The sequence below is a fragment of the Acidovorax benzenivorans genome, from assembly GCF_028680575.1.
In the GTDB taxonomy this organism is placed as follows: Bacteria; Pseudomonadota; Gammaproteobacteria; order Burkholderiales; family Burkholderiaceae_C; genus Acidovorax; species Acidovorax benzenivorans.
Window position 1 is genome coordinate 249,616 of sequence record NZ_JAPCKI010000005.1, and the last position, 17,018, is coordinate 266,633.

Below are 17,018 nucleotides of genomic sequence, written 5' to 3' on the forward strand. Positions count from 1 at the left end.
TATGCGTTGATGCGCCCGTGCGACAGTGAAAGCGCGGCGTCAGCGAGGCGGCGACAGGTCCAGCAGTGTGCCTTGCGGGAATCGCTGCGCAGGCCAGTCCAATGCCCTTTGCAGCCGGGGCCAGTCAAACCCTGGGCCTGGGTCCAGTTTGCGCCCCGGCGCGATATGTTCATGCCCCGCGATGTGCTCGAGGGGGTAGCGCAGCGCAATGTCCTGGCAGACCCTGGCCAGGGTTTCGTACTGTGCGGGCTCGAAGTGCAGGCCCTCCAAGCCTTCCAGTTCAATGCCGATGGAGTCGTCGTTGCACTGACTCCGCCCCCGATAGAACGATTGCCCAGCATGCCAGGCGCGCAGGTCGCAATCCACAAACTGCCACAGCGCCCCGGTGCGCTCAATGAAGAAATGCGCGGACACCTGCAGTCCGCGAATGCCCTGGTAGTAGGGGTGGGCGTCCCAGTCCAGGGTGTTGGTGAACAACTGTTGCACGGCACCGCCGCCGTATTCGCCCGGCGGCAGGCTGATGGAGTGCACCACGATCAGATCGACCTGCGACGCTTGCACCGGGCGCGGCCCGTGATTCGGAGATGCCAGCCGCTGGGCTGCCCGGTGCCAGCCGCCCTCCCAGGGCGTTGAGGTCGCCGCTGGTTCGCTGTCAGCCCAGGTCGTCATGCGGGTCCTGGTCATTGGGCACGGCGATGTTCAGACGGGCGATGCGGTAGCGAATCTGGCGCAGGCTGATGCCCAGGCGTGCAGCCGTGGCGGTGCGGTTGAACCCGGATTCTTTCAGCGCTCTGATCAGGATCTCCCGCTCTTGCTGGTCCAGCCAGGCCTGCAGGTCGCTGGGTAGCGGTACCGTGCATCCGCTGGCCAGGGGTTGCGGACTCTGGCCCGTATCGGCGGGGGACGAAGCATGGGCACCGGCCGAAGAGGAGGCTGTGGCCGCCGATCCCTCAGTCGCCAGCGAGGGCGACGCTGGGCGTGTCATCAGTGCATCTGCTGCGCCGCTTGGCGCGTCCACCTGCAACTCGTCGCCGTCGCTTAACGCCACTGCGCGGTGCAGCAGGTTTTCCAGCTCGCGCACGTTGCCGGTCAGGGGGTGGGCTGCGATGGCGTTCAGTACCTGGTCGGTGAGTTGGGGCACCGGCATGCCCGACTCGTTGGCAATGCGAGTGAGCAGCGCCGCGCACAGTGCGGGCAGGTCCTCGCGGCGCTCGCGCAGCGGCGGGATGACGATCTCGATCACATTGAGCCGGTAGTACAGGTCTTGGCGGAACCTGCCTGCCTGCACATCGGCTGCTAGGTCGCGGTGGGTGGCGCTCACGATGCGCACGTCCACCGTCTCTTCCTGGGTGGAGCCCAATGGTCGCACGCTGCGCTCCTGGATGGCGCGCAGCAACTTGGATTGCATGGCCAGCGGCAGGTCGCCGATTTCGTCGAGGAACAGTGTGCCCCCACGTGCGGCCTGGAAGTAGCCGTCACGGTCTTGCGACGCGCCGGTGTAGGAGCCCTTGCGGGCACCGAAAAATTCGGCTTCCAGCAGGTTCTCGGGGATGGCCCCGCAGTTCACGGCGACCAGGGGGCCGTCTGCGCGCTGGCTGCTGGCGTGCAGGGCCTGAGCCACCAGCTCCTTGCCCGTGCCCGACTCACCATGGATCAGCACGGGCGCCATGCCGCGGGACACCTTGGCTACGCGTTGCTTGACGTTGCGGATGGCGTCGGACTCGCCCACCAGGCGGTCCAGAGCGGCGTTGGCACCACCGAATTCGTTACCTGCGGGCGCGTTGGCCGGGCGGTTCGATCCGCTGCTGCGTGCTGCACGCGGAGGCGGAACGCCGCCGGTACCCTGGATGGCCGAGGCCACGACCGAGCGGAACTGCTTGAGGTCCACGGGTTTTGTGAGGTAGTCGAACGCCCCTGCGCGCAGCGCCTCGACCGCGTTTTCTGCCGAGCCGTAGGCTGTCATGACCACGCAGCGTTCGCGGCGTTGCTGGTCGCGCAGGTCCTGCAGCAGCTCCATGCCAAACCCGTCGGGCAGCCGCATATCGGTAATCACCGCGTCAAAGCGGTGGGCCTTGAGCTGGTCGCGGGCCTCCTGCACGCTCGACGCGGTCTCGACCCGGTACCCCTCGCGCAGCAGGGTGAGCTCGTACAGGGTGCGCAGATCGGGTTCGTCATCAACGACAAGAATGGAGGCGGCAGGGGCGTTCATGGAGGTGGCAGTCAGACCACGATGGTGTCAAACAAGGTGGCAGTGTCGGCGGGGCGGGTCGTGCGGCGGAAGCCCACCGTGAAGGCATTGCCTCCGATGTCACCGCGTGTTGTGGTGGGGCGGTTCAGGCGCTGGTAGCTGATGGAGGCGCCATGGCGCTGGCACAGCTCCCGGCAAATATAGAGGCCCAGACCGCTGGAGCGGCTCTCTGACGAGAAGAAAGGCTCGAACAAATGCCGCTCCACGGATTTGTCCATCGGGGCACCGTCGCTCCACACCTGCAGGCTGACCTGCCCGGCGGGCGTGCTGCGCGTGGTCACTGACAACGAGTCGGGCTCCGGGCCCATGTAGCGCAGGGCGTTGTCCAGCAGGTTGACCAGTACGCGACGCAGGTGCTCCACATCAAACTCCACCTGGGTGGCACCAGTATCCAGCGACACCACGGCGCGCCGCCGGGCAGGGTCCTGAGCCTGCCAGTCGTTCCAGACCTGGGCGACGGTTTCGTCCAGCGCCACGGTCGAAGCGGGGGCATGGCTGATCTGGTGTTGTACCCGGGCAATGTCCAGCACTTCTTCTGCGATGCGGGCCAGGCGGTCGGCGTTTTGCTGCACCATGTGCGCCAGGCGTTTTTGAGCCGGGTCGTGCAGGTCTTCTTCCAGCAAGGCATTGGCCTGCACGATGGCCGCCAGCGGGTTGCGGATCTCGTGGGCCACTGCGGCGGACATGCGTCCCATGGCCGCGAGCTTTTCGGTGCGCAGCCGCGCTTCCATCTCCCGCAGATCGTGCAGAAACATCACGCACAGCCGCTCGGTGTGCGTTTGCAGGGCGGCATTGCGGGTGGATGTGAGCCAGGTGCGCACATGCAGGCCGGTGGGGCTCTGGCCGTCGTGCAGCAGATCGACATCGGCTGTCTGGGGTTGCTCGTGCCGGAAGGTGCGTCTCGCCAGGATCACCAGGGGGTGCCAGGGCGCGGTGGATGTCAGGGCAAAAGGCAACTCGGTCAGTGCCGTGCCGCCCAGCAACTGCAGCCCTGCGGGGTTGGCAATGCGCACCACGTCGCTTTCGTCCACCACCAGCACACCATCGGTCAGGTTCTGGATGACCAGTGCACTGACCTGCGTTTGTACGCGGGCAGTCACCTGGCTTTGTTGTGCCATCTCCTGTTCGCGCGCCAGTCGGATGGCGAGCTGGTGCACTAGGTAGCTCACGATGAAGTAGCCCGTGCCGGTAAGTGCGCTTTGCAGGTAGCGCTGTCCTTCGTCCCCCGGGTTGTATTGGCCCGCCCACCAGGCCCAGCCCAGCAGCAGCAGGGTGACGGCGGCGGTGGTGCCGAGGGCCAGCGTCAGCGTGCCCATGACCGCGGCGATCAGGATGGGCAGGCCGAACAGCGGCGTGTAGTTCATGGTGCCCGCATGCAGCAACTGCAGCGCGGTGATCGCGGCCAGGTCCACCCCGATGGAGGGGAGCCACTGCGGCCCGGCGCCGGGCGAGGGGGGGCCCTTGCGCGAGAGCACCCGCAGTACCACGGTGGCTACCAGGTAGGCCACACAAACCGCCAGCACGGTGGTGCCTATCACCTGGTTGATGAGCAACCCGGCGCCTTGCAGCACCAGCAATACCAGGGCCACCATGACGCGGCCCGTCAGAAAACCCAGCCACAGCCGTGCAAAGGGCGCATCCGCCGACGGCGGCAGGGTACCTGCGGGCACAGCTTGCATGGTCAAAACGGGTGCAGTGCCGTTCAGGCCGGGCCCAGGCGCCGGTGCTCGGCGCTGCAATAGGCCTGGCTGCCCAGCATCAGGGCTTCGGCCTGCGGGATGTGCACGCCGCAGTGCGCGCAAGCGAGCATGTCCTGCGGTAGGGCTGGCGGGGTGGGGGGGGCCTTGGGCGCAGCGACATCAGGGGCGCGGCGACTGCGCCAGATACCAACGGCCACCGCGATGACAACCAACAAAACCAGGTATTTCATGTGTTGCGGCCCAGAACAACTTCCAACACAAAACGCGAGCCCACATAGGCCAGCAGCAACAGGGCCGAGCCCGCATACAACACGCGCACCGCGTTGCGGCCTCGCCAGCCAAAACGGGCGCGGCCCAGCAACAGGGTGGCAAAGGTCAGCCAAGAGAGCATCGAGAACACGGCCTTGTGGTCCCACCGCCAAGCCCGGCCATACAGCGTCTCTCCAAACAGCCACCCGGCCAGCAAGGTGGCGGTGAGGAGGACAAACCCGGCCGTCACGAACCGGAAGGTCAGCCGCTCCAGCGTGAGCAGCGGGATGCCGCTGTGCGGGTCTTCGGCCTGCCGGATGTGGCGCTCGGCGCGTGTCATGAGCCAGGCGTGCACCACGGCGGCTGCAAATAAGCCATAACACGCTATGCCCAGCGCCAGGTGCAGCGGCAACCAGGCCGATGCGGCCACATGCAGGGGCTGCCCCGGGAACAACATGGCCAGCACAATGGCGGCGGCACCCAGACCTGCCAGCACCCAGCGCGATTGCATCTGCGGGAACAACTGCCGTTCGACGGCATACACCGTGAGCACCAGCCACGCGGTCATCGACAGCGCGGGCGCAAACCCAAACCGGGGCGCATCGCCCCACAGGCCCCACACCAGCACGGCGCAGTGCAGCAACCACGCCACCAGCAGTGCGTTGCGTGCCGCTGCGGCCCCCAGGCGGGAGGCTGCGGCGGCAGGCACGGCGTAGGCCACGGCAGCGGCCAGGGCCAGCAGCCAACTGACCGGAGAGCTACTCGTTAAAATCATGGGCACAGTTTAGCCTTTCGCCCACCGCCAGCGCCCTGGCGGGGCCGCGCGCACAACGCCCCTGTTGACGGCGCGCAGCCAATACCGGAAACACCCCTATGGCCTCCGCCCTTACCGACAAACTCACGCGCCTCGTCAAAGAGATGCGTGGCCAGGCCCGCATCACCGAATCCAATGTGACGGACATGCTGCGCGAAGTGCGCATGGCCCTGCTGGAGGCCGACGTGGCCCTGCCCGTGGTGCGGGACTTCATCGCCCGTGTCAAAGAGAAGGCCCTGGGGCAGGAGGTGCTGGGTTCGCTCAAGCCCGGTCAGACGCTGGTCAGCATCGTCAACCGCGAACTGGCCGCCACCATGGGCGAGGGCGTGGCAGACATCAACCTGGCCGCCCAGCCGCCTGCCGTGATCCTGATGGCTGGCCTGCAAGGTGCGGGCAAGACCACCACCACGGCCAAGCTGGCCAAGCACCTGATTGAAAAGCGCAAGAAGAAGGTGCTGACGGTGTCGGGCGACGTGTACCGCCCGGCCGCCATCGAGCAGCTCAAGACGGTGACCAAGCAGGCCGGTGCCGAGTGGTTCCCCAGCACGCCCGACCAGAAGCCGCTCGACATCGCCCACGCCGCGCTCGACTATGCCAAGAAGCACTACTTTGACGTGCTGCTGGTGGACACGGCCGGTCGTCTCGCTATCGACGAAGCCTTGATGAAGGAAATCAAGGACCTGCACGCCGCGCTGAACCCGGTCGAGACCCTGTTCGTGGTTGATGCCATGCAGGGCCAGGACGCCATCAACACCGCCAAGGCTTTCAAGGAAGCGCTGCCACTCACCGGCATCGTGCTCACCAAGCTCGATGGCGATTCGCGCGGCGGTGCTGCGCTGTCGGTGCGCCAGATCACGGGTGCGCCCATCAAATTCGCCGGTGTGTCCGAAAAGCTTGACGGCCTGGAGGTGTTCGATGCCGAGCGCCACGCAGGCCGCATCCTGGGCATGGGCGACATCGTGGCCCTGGTGGAGCAGGTCACGGCCGGGGTGGACATGGAGGCCGCACAAAAGCTGGCGGCCAAGGTCAAGAGCGGTGACGGGTTCGACCTGAACGACTTTCTGTCGCAGATCCAGCAGATGAAGCAGATGGGTGGGCTGTCCAGCCTGATGGACAAGCTGCCGTCTCAGCTCACCGCCAAAGCTGGCTCCATCGACATGGACAAGGCCGAGAAAGACATCAAGCGCAAGGAAGGCATCATCCAGAGCATGACCCCGCTGGAGCGCCGCAAGCCCGAACTCATCAAGGCCACGCGCAAAAAACGCATCGCCAACGGGGCGGGCGTGCATGTGCAAGAGGTCAACCGCCTGCTCAAGGAGTTTGAGCAGATGCAGGGCATGATGAAAAAGATGAAGGGCGGCGGCCTGATGAAGATGATGAAGAAGATGGGCGGCATGAAGGGCATGGGTGGCGGAGGCATGCCCAAGATGCCTTTCTGAAGACCTTTAAGCCTTTTTGGCACCTGGCGCTACAACCATATGCCTGAGCTGCTATAAAAATAGGAGTTAATGAAAAAGCCGACATACACGTATGTGTGTCGGCTTTTTTGTGGGGTGGTGGACGGTGGTTCTGCCTGGCGCCTCAGGCAGCCTGCAAAACCACGGGCCGCGCCAGTCGGCTGGCGTGCAACCAGGCACGGCGCAGTACCGGCGGAGACCACGATTCCTCAGGGATCAGCAGCAGCCGCTGCGCACGCAGCGCCCGGCCCAGCGCGATCTGGCTGGTCCATACCGCCAGCGGAATCGCCAGCGCCAGCGGCAGGCCCACGGGCATCAGCCACAACAGTGCGCTGCTGTCGATCAGCGCCACACCCGCTGCCAGCAGGGCGATCACTGCGCTCATGGGGGCGAGCTGGCGCACGGCGTGGCGCCAGGGCACGGCGTGGGCTTCTCGCGGGGGGGATTTCCATTCCAGCTTCAGGCCGGTCAACGCGATCAGCACAAACAGCGAGTGCGCCAGCATGCGCACCGGCGCCTGCAGGATGGCCATGACGCTCTCCAGCGCTGCGCTCTTGAGCAGGCTGAAAGCGCCGCCGTACTGCTTCTGTTCCCGGCGCATGAACACGGCCGTGACGCCCAGGATGCGTGGCAGGAACAGCAGGCACAAGGTCCAGGCCCACAGCGCAAGCAACTCGGCGGGCAGGATGTGCCAGTCCGCCACCAGCTTGGCGCCCGACAGCCACAGCGCCGTGCCCAGCGTGAGGAAGGCCAGCCACAGCGGGGCCGACAGATAGGCCATGGCGCCGGTGATGAACATGGAGCGGTGCAAGGGGTGGATGCCGGGCTCGGCCATCAGGCGCGCGTTTTGCAGGTTGCCCTGGCACCAGCGCCGGTCGCGTTGCAGTTCGGCCAGCAGGTCGGGCGGTTGCTGCTCGTAGCTGCCGATCAGGTTGGCCACCAGCCACACGTGGTAGCCCGCACGGCGCATCAGCGCGGCCTCGACAAAATCGTGCGACATGATGCCGCCTGCCAAGCCACCCTTGCCGGGGATGGGCGCTAGCGCGCAGTGCTGCATGAAGGGCGCTACGCGGATGATGGCGTTGTGGCCCCAGTAGTGCGATTCGCCCAGCTGCCAGAACTGCATGCCCAGCGTGAACAGGCGGCCCGTGACGCGCGATGCGAACTGCTGCGCGCGGGCGTGCAGCGTGACGTGGCCAATCGCCTGCGTGGCGGTCTGGATGATGCCGGCCGTGGGGTTGGCCTCCATCAGCTTGGCCATCGAGACAATGCAGTCGCCGCTCATCACGCTGTCGGCGTCCAGCACCACCATGTAGCGGTAGTCCTTGCCCCAGCGGCGGCAGAAGTCGGCCACGTTGCCCGCCTTGCGGTGCGTGCGGCGGGTGCGCAGGCGGTAGTACACCTGCACCTGAGGCTGCTGGCTGTGCTGCGCCAGGGCGCTGCGCAGCTCTTCCCAGGCGGCGCGCTCGGCGCGGGCAATGGCGGGGTCGTTGCTGTCGGACAGTACAAACACATCGAACGTGGTGCCATGGCCGGTGGCGGCCACCGACTCGCAGGTGGCGCGCAGCCCGGCAAACACGGTGGCCACGTCTTCGTTGCAGATCGGCATGATGATGGCGGTGCGGGCTTCAGGCGCCAGCGTTTGCTCCACGACACTGCGTACGGACAGCGCGTGTTTGTCGCCGCGCAGCATCACCCAAAAGCCCATCAGCCCCGTGAGGAAACCTGTGACCACCCAGGCGGACAGCAGCGCGAACAGCGCGATCTGGCCGTAACCCAGCCAGGGGTTTTCATAGTCTGGCTGCACGCTGGCAAACAGGGTGCTGGCCAGTGCGGTGGTCAGCACGGTGAGCAGCGCAAAGGTCCAGCGGCGGCGCTGGGCTGCGCTTTGCCAGGCGGCGCTGGATTCGGTCGGGGCTTTCGCAGTCGGGGTGGAGGCAGTCTGTGCAGATGTGCGGCCCGTCAGGCGCAGCAGTGCGGCAGTGCCCAGGCTGTTCCAGAACCCGCGCCAGGGCTCGGGCACCATGGAGCCTCGGTGCACGGGCGGCGCCGTCACCGCATTGGGGTGGCGCTCTTCGCGCAACGTGCTGCGTCGACTGGGGGGCGGCCGGTGGTAGGCCGCGCCGCGCCGTGCCACCACGGCAGGGCCTGTGGGGGCGTGTGAGCCGTGGGGGCCATAAGGGGCGTGAGGGCTTACTCGGGAAGACTGATGTGCGTCCATGTTTCACTCACAGCGTGGTTGTCGTGTTGGAGAAAAGCGCGCAGCTCGACGGGCCGGTCGGCCTGCAGGCGCTGGATGCGAACGGTCATGCGCCACCCGCCGGTGGCGGGGTTGCGGTAGGCGATGTTTTCCAGCACCTGGCCGTTGGCGTCGCTGGTCACTACCGCCTTCACGGTGGCGTCTAGGGGCAGGGCCTTCAGGGCGGGGCCCTCGAAATCGACCACGTACTGCGCCTGCTGGCGCAGCGCCTCGGTAGAGAGCTTGGTGTAGCCCATGCCGCGGCGTGACTGGGTGACCCAGGCGCTGGGCGGGTGCTGTGGTTCATCGCCCTGCCAGCTCAGTTCGTAGGCGAATTCGAGGGGTTGGCCGGGCGCGGGCATCTGGGCGGGCACCCAATACGCCACGATGTTGTCGTGGGTTTCGTCCGGGGTGCTCAGCTGCACCAGTTCCACGCGGCCAGCGCCCCAGTCATGCAGCGGGCGCACCCAGGCGCTGGGGCGGCGCTCGTAACGGGCCTCCACGTCCTCGTAGCTGGCCCACTGGCGGTCGCGCTGCATCAGGCCGAACCCCTTGGGGTTCTTGGTGGCGAACGAGGTGACCAGCGTCTGCCGAGGGTTTTGCAGCGGGCGCCATAGCCATTCGCCTTCGCCGGTGGCGACCATGAGGCCGTCAGAGTCATGCACTTCGGGGCGGAAGTCTTCCTTGCGCGGCTGGTTCTCGCCAAAGAAGAACATGCTGGTCAGCGGCGCAACGCCCAGTGTGGCGATGGGTGGGCTGCCGGAGGCGGCCCGCACAAAAATGCGGCTGCGCACCGTGGTGGTGGTCTGCGGGCCCGGCTGGATGTCAAAGCGGTAGGCGCCCGTGGCACGGGGCGAGTCGAGCAGTGCGTAGACCGTGACCTGCGTGGCATTGGCGTCGGGCTTGACCAGCCAGAACTCGGTGAAGCGGGGGAACTCCTCGCCCCGGCCGCCCACGGTGTCGATGGCCAGCCCGCGTGCCGACAGGCCGTACTGCTGGCCTTTGCCCAGCGCGCGAAAGTAGCTGGCACCCTGAAAGACCACCAGCTCGTCCTTGTAAGCGCTGGAGTTCAGAGGGGTGTGCAGCCGAAAGCCTGCAAAGCCCAGGTCGCCCCAAGCCTCGGGCCGCACCTGGTTCTTGCCGTAATCGAAGTCTGCGCGGCTGTAGCGGATGTGGCGCACGCCCTGGGGCGTCACCTCATTGATCAGCACCGGCTCCTTCTGGTACAGCCCCAGATGGAAGAACATGGCTTCAAAGGGCAGTTGGTCGGCCCGCCACAGCGCACGATCAGGGCGCCAGCGGATGTCGCGCACTTGGTCGTAGTTGAGCTGGGCGAGATCGGCCGGGAGCTTGTCGCTCACGGGCCGGTAGGGCTGGTTGGCGCGGTCGCGGGCGAGGCGGGTCACGCTCTCGAAGTCAAAACTCTGTGCGTGCGCGCCTGCGGCCATCAGGGCGGTGGCCAGCGCCACTGCCGGGCCTGCGCGCCTCCAGGTCTGGAAAGAAAAAGATGAAAAAACAGCGTGCATGCCAGGCATGGGGCAAACCCTGTGCCAGCTGCAAAAAATGCTTTTAAATCAATGGGTTGGGGTTGACTCTGCGTGTAAGCAGTTGTGCGGCGGGGTGAAGACACCCGTCAGGCCCCGATTTTTGTCGCTGTCTGGCGACAAGGGATGGGTGGTTCGGTCAAAACGCCCTGTAAATCAACGGCTTACTCGTGTCGCTCATCCACGACATCGTCAGTGTCGCCCGCGTCCTGCTTGAACTGGCCGGGCGTCAGCGCGTGCTTTTGCAGCAGGCGGTAGAACTCGGTGCGGTTGCGTTGCGCCAGCCGTGCTGCATCGGCCACGTTGCCGTCGGTCATTTTGAGCAGGCCCACCAGGTACTCGCGCTCGAAACGCTGGCGGGCTTCGGCAAAGCTCAGCACCTGGGTGGACGGGGTGCGCAGCGCGCGCTGCACCAGTGTGAGGGGCACCAGCGGCGTGGTGGACAGGGCGCACACCTGCTCGACCACGTTGTAGAGCTGGCGCACATTGCCCGGCCAGGCGGCAGTGGTCAGCGCCTTGAGCGCCTCGGGCGCAAAGCCCGACAGGCGTTTGTCGTATTTGCGGGACAGGCGGTCCAGAAAGTGGTTGGCCAGCAGCGCAATGTCTTCACGCCGCTCGGCCAGGGTGGGCAGCACCAGCGACACCACGTTCAGGCGGTAATACAGGTCCTCGCGGAACTGGGCGTTGGCCATGGCGGCCTCCAGGTCCCGGTGTGTGGCCGAGATGATGCGCACGTCGATGGGCGTGGCCTGGCTGGCGCCCACGGGGCGCACGGCGCGCTCTTGCAGCACCCGCAGCAGCTTGACCTGCAGGGCCGGGGGCATGTCGCCAATCTCATCCAGCAACAGGGTGCCACCGTCGGCTGCCTGGAACAGGCCCTTGTGGTTGCTCACCGCGTCGGTGAAGGCGCCCTTGACGTGGCCGAACAGCTCGGACTCCAGCAGCGCCTCGGGGATGGCGCCGCAGTTGACCGCCACAAACGGGCGAGCCGCACGCGGGCTGGCACGGTGAATGGCCCGCGACAGCAGCTCCTTGCCCGAGCCACTGTCGCCACGCAGCAGCACGCTGGCGTCGGACTGGGCGACCATGTACGCCTCGGACAACAGGTCCGTCATGCGGTGCGACCGGCTCACGATCTCAGCCCGCCAGTCGTCGTTGGCATGTGGATGCGCGACGGCTGGGGCGCTGAGCGCCAGCGCCTGTGCAATCTTCTCCAGCAGCTCCTTGCCGTCGTAGGGCTTGGTCAGGTAGGTAAACACCCCGCGCGACGTGGCCTCTACCGCATCGGGAATGGTGCCGTGTGCTGTCAGCAGGATCACGGGCAGTGAGGGGTGGCGGGCGCGCACTTCGTCGAACAGGGCCAGGCCGTCGCGTCCCGGCAGGCGCACATCGCTGAGCACGAGCTGCGGGCGGGCAGTGTCCAGCTGGGCCAGCGCTGCCTCGGCCGAGCCTACGGCCACCACATCGTGCCCGGCGGCGTTCAGGCGCAGCGACAGCAGTCGCAGCATGTCGGCGTCGTCGTCCACCACCAGGATGCGGGCGGGTGGGGCGGCGCGGGTGGGGGTGGAAGAGGCCATGGCGGGTGGGTCAGTCAGGGGGCGGGCCGTGGCGCCGCGCCATTGCTTGTGGCAGGCGCGGCCGGGGCCGAGGGAGTGGGCGATGGTGCTGGCGTGGGTCGCGTGCTCAGGCTGCGCTCGATGGCGCGCACGGCTTCGAGGCGTTCGCTGAGCTGGTCGTTCCGGCGTTGGCTGTCGCGCAGCTGTTGGGCCTGGCGTTCGAGCTGGTCCTCCAGCCGACGTTGTTGTAGCAGCCGCGCCTCCAGCAGCCGGGCCAGGGGGTGCAGGGGCTGTGCAGCGGTGCTGGTGTTGCTCAGCACGCGCTGCACCAGACCCAGTGCACGGGCGGTGTCCACCGCCTGGCGCGTTTGGGCCAGGGCCGTGGCCAGCAGCAGCGGCGTGTCGGTTGTGGCGTCTTCTGCTTCGCTCAGCCGGGCAATTTCCTTGGCGAGTTCGGCCGGGGGCAGCTTGAGCACACGGTCTGTCTGGGTCAGCAGCAGGGCAACGGGGGCGTTGGTATTGGGCTCCGCGCCGCGCGCTTCGGCGGAACCCACTTCAATCGCCGGGGCCACTGGCACGGCGATGATCATGGCCACCGGTGGCGGCTTGGCGGGGGCGGGTGGAGGCGGGGTGCTGGCGCAGCCCGCCAGCAGAGCGCCCAGTGCAAGCAGCGGCCACCGCAGGGCGCATGAAGGCAGGGGGGTGGGGCTAGGTGGCATGGGGCAGTTCGATGCGAAAGATGGAGTGTGCGCCTTCGTCCACCAGGCGCACGCTGCCGCCATGGGCCTGCACGTATTCCTGCACGATGGACAGACCGATGCCGGTGCCGCGCACGGCATCGTCCGGTTGGCGAACACCCCGGTAAAAGGGTTCAAACACCCGGTCACGGTCCACCCGGTCCACGCCAGGGCCTTGGTCAAAGACATCCAGGCGCACTTGGCCGGGAGGTTGCGAGAGCACCAGCCGCACCGTGCCCTGGGGCGGAGAAAAGCGGATGGCGTTGGACAGCAGGTTACTGACCGCCGAGGTGATCTTGTCGGCATCGATGGGCATTCGCACGGGCGGCCCCTCCACCCGTACGGTCAGGCCTTTGGCCTGCCACTGCAGCCGCTGGACTTCGACCTGGGCCTCCAGCAGGGCCAGCAGATCGGTGTCGCGCCGCTGCAGTTGGCGCGCCTCGAAGGCGGCGGCGTTGAAGCGCAGCAGGGCCTCGATCTCGCTTTGTAGCTGCAGCGTGTTGTGGTGCAGGATCTGCGCCACCTCGCGCTGGCCAGCGGTGAGTTCGCCCGTCACGCCGTCCTGCAGCAGCGCCACGCCCTCGCGCAGCGCGGCCAGAGGGGTCTTGAGTTCGTGGGACACATGGCGCAGGAACCGCGCCTTGTCGGCATCGAGCTCCAGCAGCCGCAGCCGCAGCCACTCCAGCTGTTGGCCCAGCCGTCGCACGTCGTCAGGTCCTGAGATCAGCACCGGCTGGCCCAGCTGGTTTTCGCCCAACTGCCGGATGGCGCCTTCGAGCCGCTTGAACGGTCGTGCCAGCCAGATGCCCAGAGACAGCGCCAGTACCAGCGCCAGCACGATGGCGCCCACCACCTGGTGCGTCACGTTGCGGCGGCTGTGCTCCACCTGATCCTGCAGGGCTTGGTTGCGTTGGGTATTGATGTCCTGCACCGACTGCACCAGGGTGCCGTGCAGGGTCTCCAGGGCCACAAATTCTTCGGCGACCAGGCGTTCGTTGTCGAGGGCACGGTCCGGTGGTGCGTCCAGCAGGGCTTTGACGGCGTCCAGGTGGGCGCGCCATGCCTGCGTCTGCGTGGCTGGCAGGCCTGCGGCCTGCAGATGGTCGAGCACGGTGAGGGCTTCGACCGCCATGTCGTCAAAGCTGCGGCGCAGCGGCGCATCGCGCAGCACCAGGGACTGCCGCGCCGCACGCTCCAGGGCTTGCCCGCGTTGGTTCAGGCCTTGCACGACCGTGGTCAGTGCGGTGGCCTCGGCAGTGCCATGACGGCTGAGCACCATGAGCTGCTCCAGCGTGTGCAAGGCCCGCAGCGAGCTGACACCCAGTACGCCTGCAATCAGCACGAACGCCAGCAGCAACAATTGCTGGAAAGAGAGGCCATGCAGCAGGCCTTCGGCGGGTGGCGGTGCTGTGGGGGGCGTGCTCTGGTTGGGCATTGCAGCCAGGTGGGGCGGTGCGTGCGCGGGGTCTGTGCCCGCGCGTCAGCCGGTCAGTGCCGCGGTTTCGTGCGTCAGCACCTCGCCGCGCAAGGTGTAGGCCTTGGCTTCGGTAATGGTCACATCCACCATCTGGCCCACCAGGCGGGGCTGGCCGACAAAGTTGACCACGCGGTTGCATTCGGTGCGGCCCATCAGCTCGGTGGCATCGCGCTTGGAGGCGCCTTCCACCAGAATGCGCTGCACCGTGCCCACGCGGCTTTCGCTGATGGACTTGATGTTGGCGTTAATGACGCCCTGCAGGTGCTGCAGGCGGCGCAGCTTCACATCGTGCGGCGTGTCGTCGTGCAGGCCTGCGGCGGGCGTGCCGGGGCGGGGGCTGAAGATGAAGCTGAAGCTGTTGTCGAAGTGGATGTCGTCGATGAGCTTCATCATCTTGTTGAAGTCGTCTTCCGTCTCCCCGGGGAAGCCCACGATGAAGTCGCTGCTCATGGCCAGGTCGGGGCGGATGGCGCGCAGCTTGCGCACCGTGCTCTTGTATTCCATGGCGGTGTAACCGCGCTTCATCGCCATCAAGATGCGGTCAGCGCCGTGCTGCACGGGCAGGTGCAGGTGGCTGGCCAGCTTGGGCAGCTTGGCATAGGCCTCGATCAAGCGGGGCGTGAACTCGTTGGGGTGGCTGGTGGTGTAGCGGATGCGCTCGATGCCGGGGATGTCCGACACGTATTCGAGCAGCAGCGCAAAGTCTGCAATCTCGGCCGTGCCACCCATCTTGCCCAGGTAGGCGTTCACGTTCTGGCCCAGCAGCGTGATTTCCTTCACACCCTGGTCGGCCAGGCCCGCCACTTCCACCAGCACGTCGTCGAACGGGCGGCTCACCTCTTCGCCACGGGTGTAGGGCACCACGCAGTAGCTGCAGTATTTGCTGCAACCTTCCATGATGGAGACGAAGGCGCTTGCGCCCTCGACCCGCGCCGGGGGCAGGTGGTCGAACTTCTCGATCTCGGGGAAGCTGATGTCCACCTGCGGCTTGTCCAGGCGCTCGCGTTGGTTCAGCATCTCGGGCAGGCGGTGCAGGGTCTGCGGGCCAAACACCACGTCCACATAGGGCGCGCGCTTGATGATCTCGGCGCCCTCCTGACTGGCCACGCAGCCGCCCACGCCAATCTTCACGCCACGTGCCTTCAGGTGCTTGATGCGGCCCAGGTCGCTGAAGACTTTCTCCTGCGCTTTTTCGCGCACCGAGCAGGTGTTGAAGAGGATGAGGTCGGCTTCGTCCACGTTCTGCGTGGGCTCGTAGCCCTGGGCGGCATTGAGCACGTCGGCCATCTTGTCCGAGTCGTACTCGTTCATCTGGCAGCCGAAGGTTTTGATGAAGACTTTTTTGGCCATGGCTATTTCGCAAAAGAGCAAGCAAACACCGCGCCCTGCACGGTGCGGAGACTATGAATGTCACAACGGCGCAGTGGCTTTACGGCCGCGCCGGGAAGGGGTTACTTCAGAGCGGCGCCCGAGCCGGTCGTGATGTTGGTGGTAATGGCGTCGCTGCCCTTGCGGGGCTGTGCGGCCTCGCTTTCGGTCAGGATCCAGGCGGCATGCAGCATGCCGGTGCTGTTCTCCAGCACGTAGTTGACCTTGAAGGTCTGGCCCAGCACCGTATGTGCCATGACCAAGGTGTTCTGTGGGCTGAACAGCCGCATGCCAGGGGCCATGCGAATGGTCTTGCCATTGAGCGTGGCTTCGGAGGCGGTGTTGATGCTCAACGTGCCACGCAGCGCGGCATCGGGGAAGGGGCGTGAAAGGCCCAGGCCTGGCTGGATCTGGGCGGAGGCAGGCGCCACGGCACAGAGTGCGGTGCATGCCACCACGGCCAGCAGAGCAGCCTGCCGAAAGCGGGACGCCCGATGGGCTGGTGAGAGGCCGGGAGAGGGTGTGGTGCAGCGGTTCATGGTTTACATCCAGGGGCTGAAGGCACAATTTTAGGAGGGGTTGCCAGCGTGGCACATCCCTCTGGCAAGTCAAGCGGCCCCCGTGCATCAATGGGCACTGGAACGGGTTCTGGAGCTCGCCTGAAAGAAAAAACCCACAGTGGGTTGCCGCACTGTGGGTTTTTGTATTTGGTGGTCGTAGGTGGACTTGAACCACCGACATCAGCATTATGAATGCTGCGCTCTAACCAACTGAGCTATACGACCGGAAACCAGAATTATAGAACAAAAATTATTGGTGTGTGAAGTTCGCGGCGCGTTTGTTCATGAACGCATCCATGCCTTCCTTCTGGTCCTGCGTGGCAAACAGCGCGTGGAACAGACGGCGCTCAAACATCACGCCGTCGGCGAGCGTGCCCTCGAAGGCACGGTTGACCGATTCCTTGGCCGCCATCACCGCAATCTGCGAGAACCCTGCAATGATGATGGCAGCGCCCAGCGCTTCGTCCATGAGCTTGTCGTAAGGCACCACGCGGCTGACCAGCCCGGCGCGCTCGGCTTCGGTCGCATCCATCATGCGGCCTGTCAGGGCCATGTCCATGGCTTTGGATTTGCCCACGGCGCGGGGCAGGCGCTGTGTGCCACCGGCACCAGGGATCACGCCCAGCTTGATCTCGGGTTGGCCGAACTTGGCGTTGTCGGCCGCGATGATGAAGTCACACATCATGGCCAGCTCGCAGCCGCCGCCTAGCGCAAAGCCGCTGACGGCGGCGATAACGGGCTTGCGGATGGAACGGATGGTTTCCCAGTTGCGGGTGATGTAGTCGCCCTTGTAGGTGTCGGCAAAGCTGTACTTGGCCATGGCGCCAATGTCCGCGCCCGCAGCAAAAGCCTTCTCGCTGCCGGTGACGATCATGCAGCCAATCTTCTCGTCAGCATCGAACGCCTTGACGGCGGCGCCCAGTTCATTCATGAGTTGGTCGTTCAGCGCGTTGAGCTGCTTGGGCCGGTTGAGCGTGATGATGCCGACCTTGTCCGCTTCAACGCGCACCTCGATGGTTTCGTAAGCCATGAAATCTCCTGAGTGTTTATGGTTGGTGATGGAAGCTGC

Annotated in this window: 14 protein-coding genes and 1 tRNA gene; 1 reads left to right on the top strand and 14 read right to left on the bottom strand. The window is 66.1% G+C overall.

Annotated features, from left to right (window positions below):
• Positions 1–39: 39 nt before the first annotated feature.
• The 5 genes from ampD to OIN59_RS11420 are packed head-to-tail and all read right to left on the bottom strand — an operon-like array spanning position 40 to position 4,972.
• Positions 40–669 (bottom strand): 1,6-anhydro-N-acetylmuramyl-L-alanine amidase AmpD, encoded by a 630-nt coding sequence (gene ampD, locus OIN59_RS11400; protein WP_274110331.1) that lies wholly within the window; start codon positions 667–669, stop codon positions 40–42.
• Positions 653–2,209, bottom strand: coding sequence for a sigma-54-dependent transcriptional regulator (locus tag OIN59_RS11405; protein WP_274110332.1), 1,557 nt, complete (start codon positions 2,207–2,209; stop codon positions 653–655). Before OIN59_RS11405 ends, ampD begins: the two co-directional genes overlap by 17 nt.
• 11 nt (positions 2,210–2,220) lie before the next feature.
• Positions 2,221–3,927: a two-component system sensor histidine kinase NtrB gene (locus tag OIN59_RS11410; RefSeq protein ID WP_274110333.1), complete on the bottom strand. Its 1,707-nt coding sequence runs from the start codon at positions 3,925–3,927 to the stop codon at positions 2,221–2,223.
• A gap of 23 nt (positions 3,928–3,950) precedes the next feature.
• Positions 3,951–4,178, bottom strand: a complete 228-nt coding sequence (locus tag OIN59_RS11415; RefSeq protein WP_274110334.1) for a PP0621 family protein — start codon at positions 4,176–4,178, stop codon at positions 3,951–3,953.
• On the bottom strand, positions 4,175–4,972 hold the full coding sequence (locus OIN59_RS11420; protein ID WP_274110335.1) for a cytochrome C assembly family protein: 798 nt from the start codon (positions 4,970–4,972) through the stop codon (positions 4,175–4,177). The genes OIN59_RS11415 and OIN59_RS11420 overlap by 4 nt, the downstream gene beginning before the upstream one ends.
• A 98-nt stretch (positions 4,973–5,070) precedes the next feature.
• Between OIN59_RS11420 and ffh the strand changes: the two genes are divergently transcribed.
• Positions 5,071–6,450, top strand: coding sequence for a signal recognition particle protein (gene ffh / locus OIN59_RS11425; RefSeq protein WP_274110336.1), 1,380 nt, complete (start codon positions 5,071–5,073; stop codon positions 6,448–6,450).
• Positions 6,451–6,592: 142 nt separating this feature from the next.
• Here ffh and mdoH read toward each other — a convergent pair whose 3' ends face one another.
• The 9 genes from mdoH to OIN59_RS11470 all read right to left on the bottom strand — a co-directional run bounded on the left by mdoH (position 6,593) and on the right by OIN59_RS11470 (position 16,979).
• Positions 6,593–8,689, bottom strand: a complete 2,097-nt coding sequence (mdoH, locus tag OIN59_RS11430) for a glucans biosynthesis glucosyltransferase MdoH (RefSeq protein ID WP_274110337.1) — start codon at positions 8,687–8,689, stop codon at positions 6,593–6,595.
• Entirely contained in the window at positions 8,662–10,233 is a 1,572-nt protein-coding gene (locus tag OIN59_RS11435) for a glucan biosynthesis protein G (protein WP_274110338.1), read from the bottom strand. Before OIN59_RS11435 ends, mdoH begins: the two co-directional genes overlap by 28 nt.
• A 182-nt stretch (positions 10,234–10,415) precedes the next feature.
• Positions 10,416–11,828, bottom strand: a complete 1,413-nt coding sequence (locus OIN59_RS11440) for a sigma 54-interacting transcriptional regulator (RefSeq protein WP_274110339.1) — start codon at positions 11,826–11,828, stop codon at positions 10,416–10,418.
• 14 nt (positions 11,829–11,842) lie between these two features.
• The gene (locus tag OIN59_RS11445; RefSeq protein WP_274110340.1) at positions 11,843–12,526 is read right to left on the bottom strand and encodes a hypothetical protein; all 684 of its coding nucleotides are present in this window, start codon (positions 12,524–12,526) and stop codon (positions 11,843–11,845) included.
• Complete coding sequence (locus tag OIN59_RS11450; protein ID WP_274110341.1) at positions 12,516–13,979, bottom strand: sensor histidine kinase; 1,464 nt, start codon at positions 13,977–13,979, stop codon at positions 12,516–12,518. The genes OIN59_RS11445 and OIN59_RS11450 overlap by 11 nt, the downstream gene beginning before the upstream one ends.
• Positions 13,980–14,024: 45 nt before the next feature.
• Positions 14,025–15,371: a tRNA (N6-isopentenyl adenosine(37)-C2)-methylthiotransferase MiaB gene (gene miaB / locus OIN59_RS11455; protein WP_274110342.1), complete on the bottom strand. Its 1,347-nt coding sequence runs from the start codon at positions 15,369–15,371 to the stop codon at positions 14,025–14,027.
• A gap of 101 nt (positions 15,372–15,472) precedes the next feature.
• On the bottom strand, positions 15,473–15,928 hold the full coding sequence (locus OIN59_RS11460) for a hypothetical protein (RefSeq protein WP_274110343.1): 456 nt from the start codon (positions 15,926–15,928) through the stop codon (positions 15,473–15,475).
• A 169-nt stretch (positions 15,929–16,097) separates the two neighbouring features.
• A tRNA-Met gene (locus OIN59_RS11465) sits at positions 16,098–16,174 on the bottom strand.
• A 25-nt stretch (positions 16,175–16,199) separates the two neighbouring features.
• The gene (locus tag OIN59_RS11470; RefSeq protein WP_274110345.1) at positions 16,200–16,979 is read right to left on the bottom strand and encodes an enoyl-CoA hydratase; all 780 of its coding nucleotides are present in this window, start codon (positions 16,977–16,979) and stop codon (positions 16,200–16,202) included.
• Positions 16,980–17,018: the final 39 nt, after the last annotated feature.